The organism is Bordetella sp. (assembly GCF_051960075.1).
GTDB lineage: Bacteria > Pseudomonadota > Gammaproteobacteria > Burkholderiales > Burkholderiaceae_B > Bordetella.
Genome location: NZ_JBQCER010000090.1, coordinates 1 through 21,643, shown reverse-complemented (window position 1 = coordinate 21,643; position 21,643 = coordinate 1). Strand labels below are relative to the sequence as shown.

20 protein-coding genes are annotated in these 21,643 nt (G+C 63.9%); 9 read left to right on the top strand and 11 right to left on the bottom strand.

Annotated features, from left to right (window positions below; translation table 11 throughout):
* Positions 1-120 precede the first annotated feature (120 nt).
* Together ACTHJ1_RS15310 and ACTHJ1_RS15305 are read right to left on the bottom strand one after the other, a co-directional pair.
* Complete coding sequence (locus tag ACTHJ1_RS15310; RefSeq protein ID WP_440193894.1) at positions 121-897, bottom strand: ferredoxin--NADP reductase; 777 nt, start codon at positions 895-897, stop codon at positions 121-123.
* 181 nt (positions 898-1,078) lie between these two features.
* Entirely contained in the window at positions 1,079-1,978 is a 900-nt protein-coding gene (locus ACTHJ1_RS15305) for a pirin family protein (RefSeq protein WP_440193891.1), read from the bottom strand.
* Between the two features lie 265 nt (positions 1,979-2,243).
* Here ACTHJ1_RS15305 and ACTHJ1_RS15300 point away from each other — a divergent pair, with 265 nt between their 5' ends.
* The 4 genes from ACTHJ1_RS15300 to ACTHJ1_RS15285 are packed head-to-tail and all read left to right on the top strand — an operon-like array spanning position 2,244 to position 5,698.
* Complete coding sequence (locus ACTHJ1_RS15300) at positions 2,244-3,140, top strand: UDP-2,3-diacylglucosamine diphosphatase (RefSeq protein WP_440193888.1); 897 nt, start codon at positions 2,244-2,246, stop codon at positions 3,138-3,140.
* Positions 3,141-3,166: 26 nt separating this feature from the next.
* Positions 3,167-3,751: a DedA family protein gene (locus ACTHJ1_RS15295; RefSeq protein WP_440193885.1), complete on the top strand. Its 585-nt coding sequence runs from the start codon at positions 3,167-3,169 to the stop codon at positions 3,749-3,751.
* A 4-nt stretch (positions 3,752-3,755) separates the two neighbouring features.
* Positions 3,756-4,976, top strand: a complete 1,221-nt coding sequence (locus tag ACTHJ1_RS15290) for a glycosyltransferase (RefSeq protein WP_440193882.1) — start codon at positions 3,756-3,758, stop codon at positions 4,974-4,976.
* Positions 4,973-5,698, top strand: a complete 726-nt coding sequence (locus ACTHJ1_RS15285; protein WP_440193879.1) for a glycosyltransferase family 2 protein — start codon at positions 4,973-4,975, stop codon at positions 5,696-5,698. Before ACTHJ1_RS15290 ends, ACTHJ1_RS15285 begins: the two co-directional genes overlap by 4 nt.
* Before the next feature lie 29 nt (positions 5,699-5,727).
* On the opposite strand, the gene ACTHJ1_RS15280 is transcribed toward ACTHJ1_RS15285, so the two are convergent.
* Together ACTHJ1_RS15280 and ACTHJ1_RS15275 are read right to left on the bottom strand one after the other, a co-directional pair.
* On the bottom strand, positions 5,728-7,080 hold the full coding sequence (locus tag ACTHJ1_RS15280) for an ATP-binding protein (RefSeq protein WP_440193876.1): 1,353 nt from the start codon (positions 7,078-7,080) through the stop codon (positions 5,728-5,730).
* The gene (locus ACTHJ1_RS15275) at positions 7,077-7,742 is read right to left on the bottom strand and encodes a response regulator (protein WP_440193873.1); all 666 of its coding nucleotides are present in this window, start codon (positions 7,740-7,742) and stop codon (positions 7,077-7,079) included. Before ACTHJ1_RS15275 ends, ACTHJ1_RS15280 begins: the two co-directional genes overlap by 4 nt.
* A gap of 152 nt (positions 7,743-7,894) precedes the next feature.
* On the opposite strand from ACTHJ1_RS15275, the gene ACTHJ1_RS15270 reads away from it, so the two are divergent.
* On the top strand, positions 7,895-8,269 hold the full coding sequence (locus ACTHJ1_RS15270) for a cytochrome b562 (RefSeq protein WP_440193870.1): 375 nt from the start codon (positions 7,895-7,897) through the stop codon (positions 8,267-8,269).
* 37 nt (positions 8,270-8,306) lie between these two features.
* Positions 8,307-8,891, top strand: coding sequence for a cytochrome b (locus ACTHJ1_RS15265; RefSeq protein WP_440193867.1), 585 nt, complete (start codon positions 8,307-8,309; stop codon positions 8,889-8,891).
* 8 nt (positions 8,892-8,899) lie between these two features.
* Here the strand turns inward: ACTHJ1_RS15265 and ntrC are convergent, their stop codons facing one another.
* From ntrC to rdgB, 5 genes are all read right to left on the bottom strand, one after another.
* Positions 8,900-10,378: a nitrogen regulation protein NR(I) gene (gene ntrC / locus ACTHJ1_RS15260; RefSeq protein ID WP_440193864.1), complete on the bottom strand. Its 1,479-nt coding sequence runs from the start codon at positions 10,376-10,378 to the stop codon at positions 8,900-8,902.
* A 79-nt stretch (positions 10,379-10,457) separates the two neighbouring features.
* Positions 10,458-11,522, bottom strand: a complete 1,065-nt coding sequence (gene glnL, locus ACTHJ1_RS15255; RefSeq protein WP_440193861.1) for a nitrogen regulation protein NR(II) — start codon at positions 11,520-11,522, stop codon at positions 10,458-10,460.
* A gap of 33 nt (positions 11,523-11,555) precedes the next feature.
* The gene (gene glnA / locus ACTHJ1_RS15250; RefSeq protein ID WP_440193859.1) at positions 11,556-12,968 is read right to left on the bottom strand and encodes a type I glutamate--ammonia ligase; all 1,413 of its coding nucleotides are present in this window, start codon (positions 12,966-12,968) and stop codon (positions 11,556-11,558) included.
* Positions 12,969-13,142: 174 nt separating this feature from the next.
* Positions 13,143-14,357, bottom strand: a complete 1,215-nt coding sequence (hemW, locus tag ACTHJ1_RS15245; protein ID WP_440193857.1) for a radical SAM family heme chaperone HemW — start codon at positions 14,355-14,357, stop codon at positions 13,143-13,145.
* A gap of 4 nt (positions 14,358-14,361) precedes the next feature.
* Positions 14,362-14,982, bottom strand: coding sequence for an RdgB/HAM1 family non-canonical purine NTP pyrophosphatase (gene rdgB, locus ACTHJ1_RS15240; RefSeq protein WP_440193854.1), 621 nt, complete (start codon positions 14,980-14,982; stop codon positions 14,362-14,364).
* A gap of 134 nt (positions 14,983-15,116) precedes the next feature.
* On the opposite strand from rdgB, the gene ACTHJ1_RS15235 reads away from it, so the two are divergent.
* Positions 15,117-16,910, top strand: a complete 1,794-nt coding sequence (locus ACTHJ1_RS15235; RefSeq protein WP_440193851.1) for an EAL domain-containing protein — start codon at positions 15,117-15,119, stop codon at positions 16,908-16,910.
* On the opposite strand, the gene ACTHJ1_RS15230 is transcribed toward ACTHJ1_RS15235, so the two are convergent.
* Positions 16,808-18,514, bottom strand: coding sequence for a methyl-accepting chemotaxis protein (locus ACTHJ1_RS15230; protein WP_440193848.1), 1,707 nt, complete (start codon positions 18,512-18,514; stop codon positions 16,808-16,810). The genes ACTHJ1_RS15235 and ACTHJ1_RS15230 overlap by 103 nt on opposite strands.
* A gap of 112 nt (positions 18,515-18,626) precedes the next feature.
* Positions 18,627-19,388, bottom strand: coding sequence for a ribonuclease PH (gene rph, locus ACTHJ1_RS15225; protein ID WP_440193845.1), 762 nt, complete (start codon positions 19,386-19,388; stop codon positions 18,627-18,629).
* 114 nt (positions 19,389-19,502) lie between these two features.
* Between rph and ACTHJ1_RS15220 the strand changes: the two genes are divergently transcribed.
* Together ACTHJ1_RS15220 and ACTHJ1_RS15215 are read left to right on the top strand one after the other, a co-directional pair.
* Positions 19,503-20,432, top strand: a complete 930-nt coding sequence (locus tag ACTHJ1_RS15220; protein WP_440193842.1) for a YicC/YloC family endoribonuclease — start codon at positions 19,503-19,505, stop codon at positions 20,430-20,432.
* Positions 20,433-20,614: 182 nt separating this feature from the next.
* Positions 20,615-21,643 (top strand): cache domain-containing protein (locus ACTHJ1_RS15215; protein WP_440193839.1); only part of this gene is annotated, 1,029 nt, incomplete at its 3' end.

The following is a 21,643-nucleotide window of genomic DNA, read 5'->3' as shown; positions in this document are numbered from 1 at the left end:
AACGGGGTTTACGCGAGGTCGTCGGCGGCACGCGACAAAAGACAAATCGCCCGCGTCGACTGGCGACTGCGGGCGATAAGGACTGAAAAATGCAGGAAGCGGCGCGCGCGGGCGCGAAGGCTATTTCTCGGCGAAGGCGCGCTCGTAGACGTAGTCGCCGGGTTCGCCCACGCCAGGCGACACCTGAAAGCCGCGGCTGTCCAGCATGGCGCGGATATCGGCCAACATCTGCGGGCTGCCGCAGATCATGGCGCGGTCGACGGCCGGATCCAGGGGCGGCAGGCCGATGTCTTCAAAGAGCTGGCCGCTCTCGACCAGTGACGTAATGCGCCCTTGATGACGAAATGGCTCGCGCGTGACGGTGGGATAGTAAATGAGCTTGTCGCGCGCCATGTCGCCGAAGAATTCGTTCCCGGGCAGTTCACGCTCGATGAAGTCGGAATAGGCCAGCTCGTTCACATGGCGCACACCGTGCATCAATACGACCTTTTCGAATCGCTCGTAAACGTCCGGATCCTTGATGATGCTCAAAAACGGCGCCAGGCCCGTTCCGGTGGCGAACAGGTACAAGTGCTTGCCGGGTTTGAGATCGTCGGCGACCAGGGTGCCCACGGGCTTGCGGCTCACGAGGATGGAGTCGCCCTCTTTCAGGTGCTGCAGGCGTGAGGTGAGCGGGCCGTTCTGAACCTTGATGCTGAAAAATTCGAGGTTTTCCTCGTAATTTGCGCTGGCGATGCTGTAGGCGCGCATCAGCGGCTTGCCCTCGACCTCCAGGCCGATCATGACGAAATGACCGTTGTGAAAGCGTAGCGCAGCGTCGCGGGTGGTGGTGAACGAGAACAGCGTGTCGTTCCAGTGGCGCACGGTAAGTACGCGTTCGGTATTGAAGGCAGCCATAGTCAGGAGAAAAAAGTACCGGGTCGGCCGGATTGTGCAAGACACTGATAATGCGATGATTTTACCGCAATCAGTTGACTGTTTTTCTCAACTATTCGCTATACCCTTACGAGGTGGGGTTATGAGCCCCAGGGTATTGAGTACCCCAGGCAATAAGGTTGCTGCGGCGCCAAGCCCCCCGTCAGTGTTTCTCGGGCAAGGGAATGAACTCATCCGTGTCGCCGGGCACCACTTGATCGAAGCGACTGCGCTGCCAGTCTGCTTTGGCCTGCTCGATGCGTTCCTTGCGGCTGGAGACAAAGTTCCACCAGACGAAGCGCGGACCGTCCAGCGGCTCGCCGCCTAGCACGGCAAAACGCGCTGGACCGCCCGCTGCGGTGAGCGTGACGGGCCGGCCGGGCGCGAAGGCCAGCAGGCGGCCGGATTCATGGTTCTGCCCCTCCACCCTCAGCGTGCCTTCGACCAGATAGGCCGCGCGCTCGATGTGTTCGGCAGGCAGGTCCAGCGAGGCGCCGGCTTGCAGTTTGACGTCTCCGTAGAACAGCGGCGATTGCGTTCGCACTGCGGAAGTTCGTCCGAAGATCGAGCCGGCCACCACGCGGACCCAGGCGCCCTCGCCCTCGACCACGGGCTGTGCGTCCAGGCCGTAATGATCGAAGGCAGGATCCATCTCCTCCTTGTCACGCGGCAGGGCTACCCACATCTGCAGGCCGAAGAGGCGTTGGTCGATGCGGCGAGCCTCGGGCGTGGACCGCTCCGAGTGCACGATGCCGCGGCCCGCGGTCATCCAGTTGATTTCGCCCGGCTCGATGAGCTGGATGCTGCCCAGACCGTCGCGGTGCATGATGGAACCATCATATAAATAGGTGACCGTAGCCAGGCCGATGTGCGGATGCGGCCGCACGTCCATACCCTTGCCGGCCGGCAAAACGGCGGGCCCCATTTCATCCAGAAAGACGAACGGGCCCACGCTGCGCTTTTGCATCGAAGGCAGCGCGCGCCGCACTTCGAAGTTGCCGATGTCGCTGGCGCGCGGCACCACGATGGTTTCGAGAGCGCTTTCGGGGCTGAGTTCGGACATAGCGTGCTCCTGGGGATGCGGGACGGCCGATTATCGCCCGGCGCGCCCCTCGGGTTGTCATATTTCTTCAATAACCTCCCGATCCTGAATATCGGCTCAAAGTAAAAAACGGTTTCTTGCGATGCGGTCTTAACGTTCTCCTAATTTTCGGCGGCCTATGCTTTTTCCGCGCCCATCCGACCCTGGTGCAGAAAACCAAGCTTAAAAAATACGGGAGATTTCGATCATGGCACGCTTCTCGCGCGACCGATCAGGTGCAGAGAATTTGAACAGCACGACCCAGTCATACCGCGCCACGGTGCGAGAGCTCGGCGGCATAGACGTACTTCTCGATTCGCTACGCAAGCAACCGCGGCCCGGGAGCGCGGCCCGTCCGATTCGGGTTCGTACCCTGTTTCTTTCGGATCTGCACTTGGGTACGCGAGGCTGTCAGGCCGAGTTGCTGCTGGAGTTCCTGCGGCGCTACGACGCGGGCACGATTTTTCTGGTCGGCGACATCATCGAAGGGCGACGCCTGACGTCTCGGCGTCGTTGGGCCGAACGGCATCGCATCGTCATGGCAGAGCTGCTTGCCAAAGCGGACGATGGCACGCGTGTGGTCTACGTCCCCGGCAACCATGACCGCCTGCTGCGGCAGTATGCCGGCCTGGGTCTGGGCAGCATCGAGATCGCGCTGAGCGCGATTCATGAAACCGGCGACGGGCAGCGGCTGCTCGTTACGCACGGCGACCAATTCGACGCCGTGCTGGACCGCATGCCCTGGCTGGCATGCGCCGGGCATCTTGCCTACCATGGGCTGCTCACGCTCAATACCGGCCTGAACGTGGTTCGGCGCAACGCGGGGCTTGGCCATTGGTCGCTTGCCGCTTGGGCCAAGCACAAGGTCAAGCGCGTCGTCAACTACATCAGCCATTTCGAGGACAATCTTATTGCGCAAGCGCAGCAGCACGGCGCGCAAGGCATCGTGTGCGGTCACATCCACCATCCGTCCGATCAGCGTCTCGGCGAAATCCGCTATCTCAACACCGGCGACTGGGTGGAGTCCTGCTCGGGCGTCGTCGAATATGACGACGGCCGCTTCGAACTCCTGAGCTGGCATGGCGAACCCGGCACCGCACGGCGTCGCCCCGGTTGGCACCGGCCCGGTCGCACACCGGTGTAGCGCATGCCGGGCAAGGGAGAGAAACCATGACATCGCTCGACTGGATCGCATCAGGCATTGCAAGCTACGGCTATGCGGCGCTGTTCGCCGCATCGATGCTCGAGGGGCCGATCGCGACAGTGATCGGCGCCCTCCTCGCCTCTCAAGGTCTGCTCGAACCGGGCGGCGTCTATGCGACGGTGGTGCTCGGCGACCTGGTCGGGGATCTGCTTTATTACAGCGCCGGACGCTTCGGCAGCATGCCTGGGCGACGCTGGCGCAGCGTACTCGGTCAGGATCGGCAACGGCGCCTGGCGGCGCTGCAGGGGTATCTGCACAGGCATGCGGGCAAAACGCTCCTGATCGGAAAGCTCACCCATGCCGCTGGTTTTCTGGTGCTGCTCGCAGCCGGCGCGGCGCGCATCCCGCTGCGGCGCTTTCTCGCCTACAACCTGTTGGGCACACTGCCCAAGTCGGCGGCCTTTGTTCTTTTGGGCTACGTTGCCGGCGCGGCATATCACCGCATCGACTTATATATCTGGCTGGCCTCTTGCATGGCGCTCGTGCTGGCCTGTGTCGTCGCCGGCATTTTTTTGCGCCGGCATTTCACGCTCGACCTGTCCGAGGCCTGAGATCATGCGCATCGCCTTCTTCACCGACAGCTTCTACCCCGAACTCGGCGGCATACAGGATTCCATCATGCTGACGGCCCGCGCGCTCGGCGAGCGCGGCCACCAGATCATGGTCTACGCGCCGAGCGCTTCGCCGCGCGACTATTTTCGTGCCGGCCTGCCCGTGCAGGAGATCGACCTGGGCGAGCGCGTGCAGGTGCGGCGGCTTTTCTCGGTGCCCGTGCCGAGTTCCACCGGCCAGTCGCGGCTTCTGCTGCCCACGGGCCGGCGCTGGCGCGAACTCGCAGACTGGCGCCCCGATGTGTTGCATACCCATACATTCCTTGGCGCAGGCTGGGAAGCGCTGGTCGCCGCGCGGCGCCTGGGCGTGCCTCTGGTGGGCACCAATCACTGGGCGATCGGCGAGTTCAGCATGTATGCGCCGATCGGCGCGCGCCAATTCGCGCGCTACAGCGTCAAGGCGGCCACGGCCTATTACAACCGTTGCGACTTCGTCACCGGCCCCTCGCATTCGGTAATCGATGAAATGCGGGTCTACGGCCTGCGCAAGCCGGCCCGTGTGGTGTCGAACCCCATCGACACCGTGTTATTTCGGCCAGGCAATGCCGGCGAGCGGCAGGCGCTCAAGCGCCGCCTCGGTTTTTCCGACGCGACAATTCTCTATGCGGGGCGACTTGCCGTCGAGAAGAACATCGACGTGCTCATCCGCGCGTTCGCGTCCGTCGCCCGGGAAATACCCGACGCGATATTCGCCTTGGCCGGCCACGGCAGCGATCGTCCTCGCCTCGCCCGGCTGGCGGAAGAACTCGGCGTCGGCCAGCAAGTGCGGTTTCTCGGCACGCTCGACAAACCTGCGCTGGCCGATGCTTACCGCGCGGCGGATGTGTTCGCGATCGCAAGCACGTCCGAAACGCAAAGCATGGTGCTGCTGCAGGCGATGAGCTCGGGGCTTGCCGCCGTCGGCGCGCGCTGGCGTGCGCTGCCCGAATACATCGGCGACGATGCGGGGCTGCTAGCCGAGCCCGGCGACGCCGCGCAGTTCGCGGCGCATCTGCTGTCGATGCTGCGCACGCCTTCGATGCGCGCGCAAATGGGCGAACGCGCCACGGCAATCGCCCGGCGTTTCGGTCTTGCCGAGACAGTTTCGGCATGGGAACAGATCTATGCGGCGCAAGGCGCTGCGCACGGAATCCGGCAACACAATACAGAAGGAGCGTTTGAATGAAGCTGAGCGTCGTCATCCCCGCCTACAACGAAGAAGCGTATCTGCCCGCTTGCCTCGAGTCGGTGTCGGCCGAACTGCGAGCGAATGAAGCGCGCGGAGAGTTTGAAATCGTCGTCGTCGATAATGCGAGCACCGACCGCACAGCGCAGATCGCCTCGACCTTTCCATTCGTGCGGGTGGTCGCCGAGCCCCGCAAAGGCTTGACACACGCCCGTCAATGCGGGCTGGAGGCCGCTCGCGGCGAGATCCTGGCTTATGTCGATGCCGATACGCGCATGCCGCCCGGTTGGATCGGACGCGTACTCGACACCTATGAACGCGATTCCCAGGTGGTATGCGTGAGCGGACCTTACGAATACGACGAGCTGTCGCGTGCCAAGCGGCTGTTCGTGCGGCTGTACTGGCTGCTGCTCGCCATGCCTATGTATCGGTTCACGCACTATATGGCGGTCGGCGGAAATTTCGCCGCAAGCAAAGAGGCGCTGCTGCGCATCGGCGGGTTCGATACGACAATTTCGTTCTACGGCGAAGATACGAATATCGCCCGCCGCCTGGCGCAGGCAGGCAAGATCGTGTTCGATCTGAAGTTGGTGATGCGGACTTCGGCGCGCAGGCTCGAAGACGAGGGGTTCGTCACGACGGCGGTGCGGTATGCGTTGAATTTCGGGTCGGAGGTGTTTCTCAAACGGCCGCTGACCCGCGAATACCGCGACGTCCGTTGAGGCATGGCGGCGAATCAGTGCAGCCGTCGTCAATGCTGCCCGTGGAGCGACACGGGCAGCCTGACGCTTACCCCCAGACCCCTGCCGTCTATGCCTGACGCATATTCCAGCTTTCCGCCCAATTGGGACACGATGCGCGCGACGATGGAAAGCCCCAGGCCGCTGCCCTTTTCGGTGTGATCCGCGCCGCGAAAAAAGCGATCGTTCAGGCGCGCCATATCTTGCTGGGCGACACCCGGGCCGTCGTCTTTCACTTCCAGGTTCACGGTTCCGGCGGCGCCCGATGCGGCAACTTCCACCCGGCCTCCCGTCCGGCCGTATTTGATCGCGTTGTCGACGAGGTTGTCGAACAGAATGCGCACCAGCGCGGGCGGCGCGTGCACCGTGGCCTGCCCTTCGCATCGCAGCGCCAGCGACATCTGCTTGCGATCCGCATTGGCGCGGTGATCTGCAAGGCAGTCCCTGGCCGTCTGCTCGAGGTCTACCCAGGAACTCGGCAGCGGCGTGCTTTCCTCCAACCGCGCCAGCGCCAGTAGCTGATCGGCCAGATGGGTGCTGCGGTCGACGGCGTCCACCACGCGCTGCATCGCCCGCTGCCGACGCTCCGGATCTCGTGCAGTGAGCGCGACCTGAGCCTGGACTTTGATTGCGGAAAGCGGCGTCTTGAGTTCGTGTGCCGCATCGGCCGTAAAAGCACGTTCGCGGTCGAGCGACTGGCGCAAGCGCTGCAGCAGCTTGTTGAGCGCAGCCACCAACGGCCGGATCTCATCGGGGATTTTTCCGATCTCGATGGCTTCGAGACTGTCGGACGACTGTGCCTCGATGGCCTCGGATACCGTGCGCAGGGGCGCGAGATTCCTGCCGATGGCAATCCAGATCAAGAGCGCCAGCACAGGCAGCGATAGCAGAAGCGGGCGCGCGACTCGCTTGGCGCTTACGGCCGATAGATCGGATCGATGCGAGCGCCGCTCGAAAATGCGCACAATGCGGCCATGCGCAGGGTCTCCTGTCGTGTAGACATACCACCTCATATGCTCTTGCGAGCCGTCGCCGGCCGCAGGCGGCCCCGAGAGCGCAAACGCCGGGAGGCCGGGACTGGCGGCCAGTATTTTTCCATCGGTGGACATGACCTCGTACAGCAGCGGCTTGGGCCGATCGTTGTCTTCGTCTTCGTCCGGCGGGGGAAGGCTTGCCTGCACGAACAACGGCAAATCGTCGAGGTCCAGCACGAGCAGCGCGCGGGCGACCTGCTCGACGCGGGCGTTGTCCCACTCCTCGGCTTCGTGCAGCGCCTGGTTATAGCTGGAATACAGCGAGTACAACCAGACCGCTACCACGAGGGATAGCACGATCAACGTCAACCGCTGCCGGATCGACCTCATTGCACCGGCACCTCGATCACATAGCCGATGCCGCGGATGGTGCGGATCAGCCTTGAGCCCAGCTTCTTGCGCAGGTTCGAGACATGGACCTCGATGGCGTTGCTTTCGATCTCCTCGTTCCAGCCGTAAAGGCTGTCTTGAAGACGGGCGCGGGAAAGAGGACGACCCTGGCTGCCCAGGAGCTCGACCAGTAGCGCGCACTCGCGCGCGGTAAGCCCGATGCGTTCGCTTCCGCGCATAACCGTAAGACGATCGGGGTCGATGATCATCCCGTCGTATTCGATCGTATCGGTGCTGCGCCCCTGCGAGCGCCGCACGAGCGCGCGGCAGCGGGCGATCAACTCGGTCAGGTCGAACGGCTTGCCGACATAGTCGTCCGCACCGGCGCTCAAGCCGCTCACTCTATCGGCGACGGCGTCGCGCGCGGTCATGACGAGCACCGGCGTGTGATCGTTGCGCCTGCGTATCCAGTCGAGCAGTTCGGTGCCGGAAATATGCGGCAACCCGAGATCGAGTATGACCAGGTCGTACGGCGTGGTGGTCATCGCCAGTTGCGCCTGTTTGCCGTCGTAAGCCCAGTCGACCGTCATGCCTGCCTCGGTCAGTCCGTCTTCGACTCCGCTGCCGATCAGTCTGTCGTCTTCGACGAGTAATACACGCATCGCGTCAATTCCCAAAAGCACTATCGCAGCAACAATAACCGGTGGATCCGACGCCTATCAAGGGCGTCCGAAATATTGTTCGTTCTTAAGATTTCGTTAATGTGCGGTTCCTAAACTTGCAGCGTTGAATAACCCTGTAGGAGCACCTTCAAATGATCAAATTTCGGCTGCTGTCCGCTGTGCGCGCGATCGCTTGCGCCGGCCTGCTCGCCGCCGCGCCGCTCGCCCACGCCGGGGAAATCAGGAATCTGATGCGCGATATGAATCAAGCCATGAGCGGCGCGATGTCGAGCACCACGATGCCGCAACTGACCCGCTACGTAAGCAGGCTTGAACGCGACGCCCAGCAAGCGAGCCAGCAGCACTATGGCTACGACCAGGGTACATACAACCAGGGCATGAAGGCATTGCGACAAGATTTGAGCAAAGTCGACCAGGCAATCAAAGCCGGCGACATGGCCGCCGCCAAGCGCGAATTGCAGCAAGTCATCAGAACGCGAAACCACTATCACCATCTGCTGAGCTGATCGGCCGGGACAGGCGTTCAAACAGGAGCTACGTTTTATGAAAACCGTTTCTCGCTATCCACTTTCGGTCAGCCTGCTGCATTGGCTGCTAGCCATCGCGCTGATCGCCAATTTCGCCATCGGCTGGGTGCTCGAAGACCAGGAACAACTGCTTGCCTTGCACCGATCGCTCGGCGTTCTTGTGCTTGGGTTGGCGGCGATCCGTCTGCTCAACAGAATCCGCCTGAATCGCCGGTTGCCCGCGTCGGTCAACTCGGCAGGTACGCCGGCATACAAGGTCGAAAAAGCCACGCACTTTTTGCTCTATGCGCTGATGCTTGCCATTCCGCTGCTAGGATGGCTAAAGACCAACGCCGCCGGTCGGCCAGTCGATGTTTTCGGCCTTTTTTCGCTGCCTATACTCATGCCCAGGAGCCACGAGTTCGCCTACTGGCTGGGACAGCTGCATGCGCTGACCGCTTACACCCTCGCCCTGTTGGTAGGTCTGCATGTGCTGGGAGCCCTGGCCCACTGGGTATTCAAGTCCGAGAACCTGATCCCTCGCATTCTTCCGTTGCCCGAGCGCGCGCAGCGCGTCAGGCTGGTCAGCCAGCCAATTAAAAGTAAGACCGCGACCCGATAACTTGCCGCTTATTCGTCCTCGATGCCGAGCTCGCGCAGCTTGCGCGTGATGGTGTTGCGGCCTATGCCCAGCCGCGAGGCCGCCTCGACGCGGCGGCCGCGGCTGGCATCCAGCGCGCTTTGCAGCAAGATCTTTTCGAACTGGCGCGTGAGCGTAGTCATGATGGCTGGCTCGCCGCGATCGAGGCGCCGCCTCGCATCCTGCATCAGAGCGTGCTCCCAGGACTGCGCCTCGGCACCGGCGTCAGCCGGCGGCGCGGCACGGGCAGCCGAAGCCGGCGCCGGCGCCCTTGCGACGGCATCCGTTACGCCGCCGCCGCGCTCCATCATGCGGATCTCGGGCGGCAGGTCGTTGCGGTCTATGGTCTGGCCGGGAGCCATGACGGTGAGCCAGTGGCAGAAGTTCTCCAGCTGACGAACGTTGCCCGGAAAGTCGAAGCGCGTCAGCACGGCGATGGCGGCGGGCGTCAATCGCTTGACCGGCACGCCCAGGGCGCGGGCGCTGCTGGCCAGGAAGTGGTTGGCCAGCGCGGGGATGTCTTCGGTGCGTTCGCGCAGCGGCGGCAGGCGCAGACGGATCACATTCAGGCGATGGAACAGGTCTTCGCGGAACAAGCCCTGTTCGACGCGCTGCTCGAGCGGCTGATGGGTGGCCGCGACGATGCGCACGTCCACGCGCACCGGCTGAGAGCCGCCGACTCGGTAGAAACTGCCCTCGGCCAGTACGCGCAGCAGGCGTGTCTGCAGCTCGATGGGCATGTCGCCGATTTCGTCCAGAAACAGCGTGCCGCCGTTCGCCTCTTCGAAGCGGCCGCGGCGCAGCGTGTTGGCACCGGTAAAGGCGCCGCGCTCGTGGCCGAAGAGTTCGGCTTCGAGCAGATCGCGCGGAATGGCTGCGGCATTGAGGGCGACGAAGGGGCCGCCGGCGCGCGAACCGTGGCTGTGCAGGGCTCGCGCCACGAGTTCCTTGCCCGTGCCCGAATCGCCCGTGATGAGCACCGAGACTTTGGATTGGGCCAGGCGTCCGATGGCGCGGAATACCTCTTGCATGGCGGGCGAGGACGACTGCGTCATCATGCGTTCGCCATCGGGCAGGCTGATTTCGGCGTCGGGGTCTTCCTGCGGCGCGGCTTCTTTCAGGGCGCGCTGGATCAGCTCCACCGCTTCGTTCACGTCGAAGGGCTTGGCCAGATAATCGAAGGCGCCGCCCTGAAAGGCCGCCACGGTACTGTCCAGGTCGGCGTAGGCCGTCATGACGATCACCGGCAAGGAGGGATGGCGTTCCTTGATCTGGCGCAGCAGGTCCAGGCCGTTGCCGCCCGGCATGCGGATATCGGACACCAGCACCGCGGGCGTGTCGCGGCCCAGGGCTTCAATGACGTCGGCGGCCTGATAAAAGCTGCGGGTGGACATGCCCGCCCGCGCCAGGGCCTTCTCCAGCACCCAGCGTATGGACTGGTCGTCGTCGACTATCCAGACAGGTTTCATGCATGCCTCCGCACGACTGCCCGAAGCAGGCCGCGGCGCCCTTCAAAGACCGCGAACCGGGTGAGCGCGAGGGTACACATCAATGCGTTTGCTCCATGGGGAGGATCAGGCGGAATTCGGTGTGGCGCGGACGCGATTCGAACTCGATAAGACCGCCGTGCTGCCGCACGAAATCCTGGGCCAGGCTCAGGCCAAGACCTGTGCCGCCGGGCCGCGCGGTGACCAGCGGGTGGAAGATCCGGTCGCGGATGTGTTCGGGCACGCCCGGACCGTTGTCGATGATGGACAGCACCATTGCCAGACGGTGGCGTCGATGCGCCAGCACGACCTGTCGCGCCACGCGAGTGCGCAAGACGATCTGCGGCGGCGGCGCGCCGTCTGCATCATTTTGCAGCACCAGTTCTTGCGCGGCATTGCGCGCCACGTTCAGCACGGCCTGCATGAGCCGTGCGGCGTCCCCCTGCAGGTCGGGCGCGGACGCGTCGTAGTCGCGCTGCAGCGCCACGCGTTCGCGGAACTCGGCCTGGATCAGGGCGCAGACGCGCTCGCAGATCTCATGGATATTGACCGGCTTGGCATCCAGCGGCTGACGCTTGGGACCGCTCAAACGGTCGACCAGCACCTGCAGGCGATCCGCCTCGGAAATGATGACTTGTGTATATTCGGCCAGGGCCGGGCTGGGCAGCTCGGCCTCCAGTAGTTGCGCCGCGCCGCGCAGTCCGCCCAAGGGATTCTTCACCTCGTGGGCCAGGTTGCGCAGCAGCTCGCGCTGGGACTCGATTTCTTCGACCAGACGCTGGCCGCGGTCGGCCACGGTGCGCTGTTCGATTTCACGGGTTTCGATGAGGACCGGCCAGGCTTGGCCCGACAGCGCCACCGTGGTGACGGAAACCTCGATCGATTCATGCCCTCGTCGCAACGACGATAGCTGGCGCGCGTCGGCGAAGATGCCGGCCGCAGCGTGCTCTATCGATGTTTGCAGCGATTGCGGATCGTCAAAAAGCCGATCGGCCGGCAGACCCCGCAATTGCTTGCGGGATCTGCCGAACAGGTCTTCGGCGGCGGCATTGGCATATTCGATGTGACCCTGGGCGTCCAGAAGAAAGACGGACGTTGCAAGCAGGTCGAAGGCGTCCGTATTCATAGTCGAAAAAGCCGTGCTGCCGCGAGACACGTATTACAGGCTGTAGTACATGTCGAACTCGATCGGATGCGTCACCGTGCGCAGACGCTGCACATCGGCTTCCTTGAGCGCGATGTAGGCATCGATCATGCTGTTGGTGAACACGCCGCCGCGGGTCAGGAACTCGCGGTCTTTGTCCAGCGCTTCCAGAGCCTGGTCGAGCGACGAGCACACGGTCGGGATTTGCGCGTCTTCTTCCGGGGGCAGGTCGTACAGGTTCTTGGTCGCGGGATCGCCCGGGTGGATCTTGTTCTGCACGCCATCCAGGCCGGCCATCATCAGCGCCGAGAAAGCCAGGTAGGGGTTGGCCATGGGATCGGGGAAGCGGGCTTCGATGCGGCGTGCCTTGGGGCTGGGCACGTGCGGGATGCGGATCGAAGCCGAGCGGTTGCGCGACGAGTAGGCCAGCTTGACCGGGGCTTCGAAGTGCGGCACCAGGCGCTTGTACGAGTTGGTCGTCGGGTTGGTGATGGCGTTCAGGGCGCGGGCGTGCTTGATGATGCCGCCGATGTAGTAGAGCGCGAACTCGGACAGACCGGCATAACCGTTGCCGGCGAACAGGTTCTCGCCGTCTTTCCAGATGGACTGGTGCACGTGCATGCCCGAACCGTTGTCGCCGACGATGGGCTTGGGCATGAAGGTGGCGGTCTTGCCGTAGGCGTGCGCGACGTTATGGACGACGTACTTCAGGACCTGGTTCCAGTCGGCGCGCTTGACCAGCGTGCTGAACTTGGTGCCGATCTCCAGCTGGCCGGGAGCAGCCACTTCGTGGTGATGCACTTCGACGGGAACGCCCATGGCTTCGAGCACCAGGCACATTTCCGAGCGCAGGTCCTGGAAGGAATCGACCGGGGGCACGGGGAAATAGCCGCCCTTGACTTTGGGACGGTGACCCAGGTTGCCGCCTTCGAAATCCAGGCCGGTGGACCAGGGCGCTTCTTCGGAGTTGACCTTGAGGAAGCAGCCCGACATGTCTTCGCCCCACTTGACGCTGTCGAAGACGAAGAATTCGGGTTCAGGACCGAAGTAGGCGGTGTCGCCCAGGCCCGAGGACTTCAAGTAGGCTTCGGCGCGGCGAGCCAGGGAGCGGGGATCGCGCTCGTAGCCCTTGCCGTCGGACGGCTCGATCACATCGCAGGTCAGGATGAGGGTGGGCTCTTCGCGGAACGGATCCAGGTTGGCGGTGTCCAGGTCGGGAGCGAGCATCATGTCCGAAGCCTCGATGCCCTTCCAGCCGGCGATCGACGAGCCGTCGAAGGCCTGCCCGGTGACAAGCTTGTCTTCGTCGATGGCCGAAACGGGAACCGAAACGTGCTGCTCTTTACCGATGGTGTCGGTAAAGCGGAAGTCGACGAATTTGACGTCGTTGTCAGCAATCATCTTCAGAACATCTTTGGGGCTTGCCATGTCATCTCCAGAAGTATTTAGGTGTCGCGGGGATATCCGCCCGACTGACCACAACTTAAGCAATATGCGTGCCAGCCTGAAATTTCGGGGTATTCCCGAGGCGGGGTGTAAGGTCGGAGCAATATGCTCAATCATGGTGCATTTTATAGTGCAATGAGCACCATAATAGTGCATCTATTCCGACAAAAAGAGTTCCTGCAGGTCATTCAGGAAGCGCCATCCCAGAGCGCTTGCCTGCAAACGGGTCGGATCGGTAACGAGCAGGCCGCGGGATACGGCTGCTTCCAGTTGGTGCGCAACCGCCGCCAGCGACAGGCCAGTGCGCTCGGCAAAGAGACTGGCCGCCACGCCTTCGCGCAATCGCAAGGCATTGAGCATGAACTCGAAAGGCAAGTCCGATGCCGCCAGCGAGCGGGTCTCGGCAATGTGGCTGCCGTCGCCCCGCCCGGCCCGGTCCATCCAGGATTCGGGCTGACGCGCGCGTGCCTCGCGCACAATGCGGTCGTGGAAGGAAATCTTGCCGTGCGCACCGGGCCCCAGGCCCAGATAGTCGCCAAATTCCCAGTAATTGAGATTGTGCTTGCAGCGCGCGCCGGGCCTGGCGTAGGCCGAGACCTCGTAGCGCTGCAGGCCGGCGGCCGCGAGCTCGCTTTCCACGGCGTCCTGCATGGCGGCCGACGTGTCGTCGTCGGGCAGGTCCTGCGGCGGATATTTGGCGAAAACGGTGTTGGGCTCCATCGTCAGGTGATAAAGCGACAGATGCTCGGTGCCGAAGGACAGGGCCTCGCGCACGTCGGCCAGGCAGGCGTCGAGCGTCTGGCCCGGCAACGCGAACATCAGGTCCAGGTTGACGCGGCTCACAGCCTCTTGCGCCATGCCTATCGCCGCCCTGGCCTGCCTGGCATCGTGAATGCGGCCGAGCTTTTGCAATTGCGCGTCGTCGAAGCTCTGGATGCCCAGTGACAGGCGCGTCACGCCGCTGGCCGCATAGTCGCGGAAACGCCCGGCCTCCGCAGTGCCGGGGTTGGCTTCCATGGTGATCTCGGCGTCGGGCAGCAGGCGCAGATGCGAGCGCAGCGTGGCGAGCAGTTCGTCCAGGCCGGCCGCCGACAACAGGCTGGGGGTGCCGCCGCCGATGAAGACGGAAATCACCTGGCGTCCCCACACCGACGGCAACGCCTGTTCGAGGTCGGCGCGCAGAGCGTCCAGATAGGCGCGCTCGGGAATATCGCTGGCCGCGTGCGAATTGAAATCGCAGTATGGGCATTTGCGCACGCACCAGGGCACATGGACGTAGACCGACAGCGGCGGCAGGCTGGTGAGCGCGGTGCGGTGCTGCTGCGTCAGGCGGCCGTCGGGCTGCAGAATGAGAGTTCGGGCCACTGCCATCCGCCTAGAAATTGCGCAGCTTGGTCAACAGTTCGTTCAGCGCGCGGGCGCGGTGGCTGACGCTGTTTTTCAGCTCGGGCGGCATGGCGGCCGCGGTCATGCCCTGCTCGGGCAGGTAAAAGTGCGGGTCGTAGCCGAAGCCGTGATCGCCTTGCGGCGCGTCGATGATCTCGCCGTGCCAGACGCCCTCGCCTATCAGCGGTTGAGGGTCGTCCTGTGCCCGCACCAACACCAGCAGCGCCACATACCATGCGCGGCGGTCGGTATGGCCGGCCAGTTCGCGCACCAGCAGCGCGTTGTTGGCCGCATCGTTCTTGTCGCCGCCTTGCTGGCGCTGCGCATAGCGAGCGGAATAAACGCCGGGTGCACCGCCCAGCGCTGCAACGCACAAGCCCGAGTCGTCGGCCAGGGCCGGCAGGCCGGTATGGCGACTGGCATGCCGAGCCTTGGTCAGCGCGTTTTCCACGAAGGTGCAATACGGCTCATCGGCCTCGCTCACGCCGAACCGGGATTGAGGGATGAGTTCGATGCCCAGGGGAGCGAACAAGGCGGAGAACTCGCGCAGCTTGCCTGGGTTGCCGGAGGCCAGGACGACCTGGCGCAAGGAGGGATTGAAGGCGTTCATGTCCCGGGATTGTATAAGCGCCGAGGGCCGGGCGCTTTTGCCTCGGCCCAGCCCCGCGGGAGATGGGTATCTGCCATAAATCGGCAATATATCCGGGAGAGAATCGGCAGCTGCATACAGGATTCAATCCCTTCATGTTCGAAGTCGACGCCCCGCTTACCCTGGCCACCGAGTTTGAACGCATTGTCCGCGACGGACAATTGCAACCGCATTATCAGCTCATCGCTGATCTGTTCCACGGCAGCATCCTGGGCTATGAAAGCCTCATTCGCGGCCCCGGCAACAGTCCATTGCATATGCCTGCGGCGCTGTTCGGCACGGCGCGCAAGCTGGGACGCCTGGTAGAACTGGAACTGGCTTGCGCACGCGCCAGCCTGCGCGGATTCGTGCAAAGCGGCGTGCACGGCAAGCTCCTGCTCAATCTGTCGATCAACACGATGCTGACCTGCTGGAGGCGCTGGGGCGCCGGGCTTGCCCGCCATCTGCTCGAGGACAGCGGCATGCCGCCCGACGCGCTGATCATTGAACTGACCGAGGAGGACTCGGCGGGCAACGACATGGACAGCCTGCTGCAGGCCCGTCTATGCCTGCGCGAGCATGGTGTGGGTCTGGCGCTGGACGATTACGGCACAGGCAACGCCAATTTGCAGCTCTGGGTAAATCTGCAGCCGGACCTGGTCAAGATCGATCGGCACTTTCTGCATGGCATCAGCAGCAGCGTCTCGGGCCAGCAATTGATGAGGGCGCTCATGTCGGTCGCCCAGGCCCTGGGAACGCCGTTGCTGGCCGAGGGAATCGAGACGGCCGCGGACCTGGCCACCGTGCGCGACCTGGGCATGCGTTATGCCCAGGGCTGGCAACTGGGTCTGGTCGAGCCGCAGCCGCAGATCGAACTGCCTGAACCGGTCCTGGCGCTCCTGCGGGTGGATCGCTCGCGGCGTGTACTGGCCGAGAGCGGCACGGTCGAGACACTGCTCATCGAAGCCGTGTCCGTGCAGCCGGAACATCACACCAATGACGACATCGACAGGATGTTCCAGGATTTTCCCGAGCTGCATTCGGTCGCCGTGCTGGATCAGGACCGGCGTCCCGTCGGCCTCATCAATCGGCACACGTTTTCCGAAAAATACGCCATGCGCTATACCCGCGATCTTTTCGGCCGCGATCCCTGCACGACGTTCATGAGTTCCCGTCCCGTCATGCTCGACGCGGGTACGCCCATCGACAGACTGGCCCCGGTGCTCGCGTCGGAGGACCAGCGCTATCTGCGCGACGGGTTCATCATCACCCGGGAAGGCCGCTATGCCGGCCTGGGCACGGGCGAATCCCTGGTGCGCGCGGTGACCGAGCTGCGCCTGGAGACCGCGCGCTACGCCAACCCGCTGACCGCACTGCCCGGCAATATACCCATCAAGCGCCAGATGCAGCAGCTCATGTCCGGCTCCGAGTGCTTCATCGCCTGCTATGGCGACTTGAATCACTTCAAATCCTTCAACGACATGTACGGCTACTGGCGCGGCGATGAAGTCATTCAGCTTTGCGCCGAAATCATCAAGCGGCATTGCGATGTGCAGCAGGATTTCGTCGGCCATGTAGGCGGCGACGATTTCGTCATGCTGATGCGCAGCGACGACTGGCGTGCCCGTCTCGAACGCTTGATCGCGGAATTCAACCAGCGCGCCATTGACCTCTACGATGAGCACGATCGCGGCCAGGGCGGAATCGAATTGCAGGACCGTTACGGCGTACCGCGCTTCTTCCCTTTCGTCACGCTGGGCGCGGCGGCCCTCGTGGTGCAGCCGAGGCAGTGCGAGGGCGCCGAACCTCAGGATGTCGCGGCCGCCGTCGCCGAACTGAAGCGGCGCGTCAAGAACGAGCGCGCCTCGTTGCTGGTGGACGATTCCGCGCCCGCTGCCAACGCCAGGTAGGCGCCGCGCGGCGACGCCGATAGACGCTCGGGCTCGCTGGCGTGGCTCTCTTCGAGTTTGAACGCTGCCACGGCGTTGCGCAGACTCTGGGCCAGGCCAGCCAGCTCTTCGGCCTGGCTGGCCGTACGCTCCACCATGACCGAGTCTTCCTGCGTGCTGCGTCCCAGCGCTTCCACGGTTCGGTTGATCGTGGCCAGGTCGTCAGCCTGGTGCAGGCTGGCCTGAGAAATCTGCGACATGATATGCGTGATCCCGTCGACCGACTGGACGACGCGGCCGATAGTCGAACCGGCCCGGCCGACTTCGCGCACGCCCGCGTCGACGCGTTCCCTGGCGTCGCTGATGAGTTTCTTGATTTCCTGGGCGGCCTGGGCGCTGCGCTGCGCCAGCGTCCGCACCTCGCCCGCCACGACGGCGAAGCCTTTGCCCTGAGGGCCGGCGCGAGCGGCCTCGACCGCGGCGTTCAAGGCCAGCAGATTGGTCTGGAACGCGATGCCGTCGACAACTGCGACGATTTCGGCGATTCGGTTCGACGCGATGGCGATGTCCTGCATGCTGGTTACGGCAGCCTCGACGGCTTGGCCGCCCTGGCGCGCCAGGGCGGCGACCTCCTGCATCTGGTGGCTGGCCTTGCCGGCTTCTTGCGCATTGCTCGTGACCGTGTCGGCCAATAGCGCCAGGCTTGCGCAAGATTCCTGCAAGGCGCCCGCCTGCCGGCCGCTGCGTGCCGACACATCGTTGCCGGCTTCGGCAATATCGACGGTGCCGGCGTGTATGCCCTCGACGCCGTGGCGTACCGCGGCGACCGCCTGGCTCAGGCCGGCTTGCATGCGCGCCATGGCCGCATAGAGCACACCGACCTCGTTCTTGCTGCGCTGGGCCAGCGCGCCCGTCAGGTCGCCGTCGGCAATACGGTCGAAATGCTGGCCGGCTTCGTTCAGCGGCCTGAGTATCGACCGATGGAAGGTGACACGGATGACCACGGCCAGCAAGGCGATCAGCACCAACGCACCCAGGGCGGCAGCCATCGCGTGCGACTGCGCGCGGCTGCTCCGGGCCACGGCATCGAGGCCCTGCGCGCGGGCATAGGCCTGATAGGCGCTGACGGCATCGACGTAATGCTGGATGCCGCCGACCAATTGCTGGCTTACGATGCGGTTGGCCACCACGCCGTTCCAGCCGCCGACGGCCTTGTGCAATGGGGTCAAAACCTGTTCGTTCAGAATTTTTGCGCTCGCCATGACGCGCTCGAACAGCGCGTGGCCCTGCGGATCGTTATCGGCATTTTCGATCAGACGCTTGCTGCTTTCGCGGGCTCCGGCGAGCAAAGCGTCGGCGTGCTTGAGCGCGGCGTCGCGCGGTTCCTGCAGGCCGCTTTCCATATATATTTTGGCGTCGGCCAGATCGGCACGCGCAAGGAACAGGCGGCTGCTCAGATCGCTCAGGTCGTTGGCGCGCTCGATATTGGCTTTGCCCAGGAGTTCGATGGTTTGCCTGTCGCCATGCAGGATGAAGATCGCTGCCGCAGCGGCCATTGCAAAACAGACGACGAACACCAGCAACGCGAGCGACAGTGTCGTGCTTACCTTTAGAGCTTTGTGCATTTTCTACTACCCGGCAAAGAGAGGATCCGCGTTACGCGGCCGTGTCAACGCCAGGAATTGTAGAAATCAAGCTTGGCAGTTTTTTGACACTGCGCGTGATCGCCCCGTCACGTCAGGTCAGCGCGGCCCTCTGCGCGGCCACCAGCCGCGCGGTGCCGATCTCGGCCAGGCTCAGCATGGCATCGAGCTGGGCACGCGTGAAAGTGGCTTCCTCGCCGGTGCCCTGCACTTCCACGAAGGCGCCGCTGCCGGTCATGACCACATTGACGTCGGCCTGGCAGGCCGAATCTTCCTGATAGTCCAGATCCAGCACGGGCTGGCCTTCGACCAGGCCGACCGAGACGGCCGCGACATGGTCGCGCAAGGGACTGGCCTGCAGATCGCCCCGCTTCATCAGCAGCGCCACCGCGTCGGACGCGGCCACCCATGCGCCGGTGATGCTGGCGCAGCGCGTACCGCCGTCGGCCTGCAGCACGTCGCAGTCCAGGTGCAAGGTGCGTTCTCCCAACGCTTTCAGATCGATGACGGCGCGCAGACTGCGGCCGATCAGGCGCTGAATCTCCTGAGTGCGGCCGCTCTGCTTGCCTTTGGCCGCTTCGCGGTCGCCGCGAGTATGTGTCGCGCGCGGCAACATGCCGTACTCGGCCGTGACCCAGCCCTGCCCCTGGCCTTTCAGAAAGGGCGGCACCTTGTCGAGCACGCTGGCGGTGCAAAGCACATGGGTATGGCCTGCCTTGACCAGCACCGAACCTTCGGCGTAGCGGGTATAGCCGCGCTCCAGGGAGAAAGAACGCAGTTCGTCGGCCTGGCGGCCCGAAGGGCGGGAAATCGTGGTCGTCACTGGGGTTCCTGAAAGGTTGAGATGCAAAGGCATCGTACAGCCTGGATTGTAAGGGCCCCACGCGAGCGTTTCGCCCCGGTGCGACCCGGCGGCACAAAAGGCTCAGGTGGTATCCTCGACCGGACACACTCTCTCAGGACGCCCTACATGATCCGCAGCATGACTGCTTTCGGCAACGCCCGATCCGACCTCGACTCGGGCTCGATTGCGCTGGAATTGCGCAGCGTGAACAGCCGTTATCTGGACCTGTACTTTCGCCTGCCCGATGAATTGCGCCACATCGAGACGCCGCTGCGCGAACTGCTTACCGCCAGCCTTGAACGCGGCAAGGTCGAGGTGCGCGTGTCCTACACGCGCCATGCCGGCACCGAGCTGCCCTCGCTCGATTCCGCCTGGCTCGATCGCCTTGCCGAGCAGCTCAACGTCGCGCGGCAGGCCATGCCCGACGTGACCGCTCCGCGCCTGGTCGAGCTCTACAACTGGCCCGGGCAGCGCGGCAACGACGCGCTCGATCCCCAGGCCTGGAGCGCCGCCTGCATGCAGGCGGCCAAACAGGCCCTGGACCAGATGCAGGAAGCACGCTCCCGGGAGGGCGCGCGCCTGGCCGGCATGATGCGCGAATGCGCTGACGGCGTCGCGCGCATCGTCGCCGACGTCGAGGTCCTGTTGCCGCGGCTATTGGCCGAACACAAAGAAAAGCTGGCCGCCAAGCTGCGCGAGTCGGTAGATGCCGCAGCGCCGGGCGGCTTCGCCCACATCAGCGGGGCGGAACTGTCCGAGCGGCTGGCGCAGGAGGCTACGCTTTTTGCGCTGCGCATCGATGTGGCCGAAGAGCTTTCACGCCTGCGCTCGCACCTCGAAGAACTGCAGCACTTGCTGTCCGACGGCAAAGGCAAGCCGACCGGCAAGCGCGCCAACGGCAGCGCCGGCAAACGGCTGGATTTCCTTTTCCAGGAAATGAATCGTGAGGCCAACACGCTCGGCTCCAAGGCCGGCAGCCTGGAAGTCACACGCGCGGCCATGGATCTGAAGCTGCTGATCGAACAGATGCGCGAGCAGGCGCAAAATATCGAATAGATGCAGCGATATCATGCTGCGGCGCGGCAAATATCGGCCAATTCTCGGTAGATCGGCCGAAAAGCCGCGTTTTTCGCAAAGACTCGGCGATCCGCCAAGGAATACGCTAAACCCCTGCCCGGCCCGCAACCGGCCGGCCCTGTGTTCCTTGCGCGAGGCCTCAAGCCATCATGCTCAATCGAATGACGTTCAAAAACAAAATCGTCCTGCTGGTGGTCGCGGCGCTGCTCGCCATCACCATCGTGATGGGCCTGAGCGCCTACAAGACCCGCAATCTCATCCTGGAATCGCGTCATCAGGTGCTCGCCACGGCGGTGCAGTCGGCCTACAGCATCGTCGCCGGCTACAAAGCCAAGGCGGACAGCGGCGCCATGCCGGTGGCGCAGGCGCAGAAAGAGGCCGCCGCGGCGTTGATGGCGGCCCGCTACGGCGGCGCGGACGGCAAGGAAAACTACTTCTACATCTGGACGCTGGACGGCGTGGCCGTCATGCATCCGATCATGCCCCAATGGATCGGCCAGAACATGGCCGGCAAGATCAAGGACGGCGACGGCAACGACCTCATCATGAGCCTGGCCGATGCGCTCAAGGCCAGTCCGCACGGCGAGACCTTTCTCGAGGACAAATTCCCCAAACCCGGCGCAAAAACGCTGTCGCCCAAGCTGCAATATGTGATGAAGGTCGACGGCTGGAACTGGATGGTAGGTTCGGGCCTATATATCGACGACATCGACAGCCTGGTCATGCGCCAGATCGTCGATGACCTGATCGTGCTGATCATTGCCCTGATTGTCGTGGGCGGACTGGGCAGCATCGTGGCCCGCTCGGTGCTGCGACAGGTGGGCGGCGAGCCTTCGATGGCTCATGAGGCCATTGCCCATGTGGCCCAGGGCCGCCTGGACGTGACGCTGCCCGCATCGGTCCCGCCGGGCAGCGTCATGGGCGGCCTGCGGCAGAAGATCGAATCGCTGCGCCATCTGGTTTCCGAAGTGCATGAAAGCGTGCATCACATCTCGTCGGCTTCCGGCGAGATCGCTGCCGGCAACGCGGATTTGTCTTCGCGCACCGAACAGCAGGCCGCCTCGCTGCAAGAGACGGCCGCATCGATGGAGCAACTGGCCTCGACGGTCAAGCAGAACGCCGAGAACGCGCGCCAGGCCAACCAGCTGGCGGCCAGCGCCTCGGAGGTGGCGGTGCGCGGCGGCTCGGCC

Coding starts and splice junctions, on each gene's coding strand:
- ACTHJ1_RS15310 (WP_440193894.1), bottom strand. CDS start 897: ATGGCTGCCTTCAATACCGAACGCGTACTTACCGTGCGCCACTGGAAC.
- ACTHJ1_RS15305 (WP_440193891.1), bottom strand. CDS start 1,978: ATGTCCGAACTCAGCCCCGAAAGCGCTCTCGAAACCATCGTGGTGCCG.
- ACTHJ1_RS15295 (WP_440193885.1), top strand. CDS start 3,167: ATGACATCGCTCGACTGGATCGCATCAGGCATTGCAAGCTACGGCTAT.
- ACTHJ1_RS15290 (WP_440193882.1), top strand. CDS start 3,756: ATGCGCATCGCCTTCTTCACCGACAGCTTCTACCCCGAACTCGGCGGC.
- ACTHJ1_RS15285 (WP_440193879.1), top strand. CDS start 4,973: ATGAAGCTGAGCGTCGTCATCCCCGCCTACAACGAAGAAGCGTATCTG.
- ACTHJ1_RS15280 (WP_440193876.1), bottom strand. CDS start 7,080: ATGAGGTCGATCCGGCAGCGGTTGACGTTGATCGTGCTATCCCTCGTG.
- ACTHJ1_RS15275 (WP_440193873.1), bottom strand. CDS start 7,742: ATGCGTGTATTACTCGTCGAAGACGACAGACTGATCGGCAGCGGAGTC.
- ACTHJ1_RS15270 (WP_440193870.1), top strand. CDS start 7,895: ATGATCAAATTTCGGCTGCTGTCCGCTGTGCGCGCGATCGCTTGCGCC.
- ACTHJ1_RS15265 (WP_440193867.1), top strand. CDS start 8,307: ATGAAAACCGTTTCTCGCTATCCACTTTCGGTCAGCCTGCTGCATTGG.
- ntrC (WP_440193864.1), bottom strand. CDS start 10,378: ATGAAACCTGTCTGGATAGTCGACGACGACCAGTCCATACGCTGGGTG.
- glnL (WP_440193861.1), bottom strand. CDS start 11,522: ATGAATACGGACGCCTTCGACCTGCTTGCAACGTCCGTCTTTCTTCTG.
- glnA (WP_440193859.1), bottom strand. CDS start 12,968: ATGGCAAGCCCCAAAGATGTTCTGAAGATGATTGCTGACAACGACGTC.
- hemW (WP_440193857.1), bottom strand. CDS start 14,357: ATGGCAGTGGCCCGAACTCTCATTCTGCAGCCCGACGGCCGCCTGACG.
- rdgB (WP_440193854.1), bottom strand. CDS start 14,982: ATGAACGCCTTCAATCCCTCCTTGCGCCAGGTCGTCCTGGCCTCCGGC.
- ACTHJ1_RS15235 (WP_440193851.1), top strand. CDS start 15,117: ATGTTCGAAGTCGACGCCCCGCTTACCCTGGCCACCGAGTTTGAACGC.
- ACTHJ1_RS15230 (WP_440193848.1), bottom strand. CDS start 18,514: ATGCACAAAGCTCTAAAGGTAAGCACGACACTGTCGCTCGCGTTGCTG.
- rph (WP_440193845.1), bottom strand. CDS start 19,388: ATGCCTTTGCATCTCAACCTTTCAGGAACCCCAGTGACGACCACGATT.
- ACTHJ1_RS15220 (WP_440193842.1), top strand. CDS start 19,503: ATGATCCGCAGCATGACTGCTTTCGGCAACGCCCGATCCGACCTCGAC.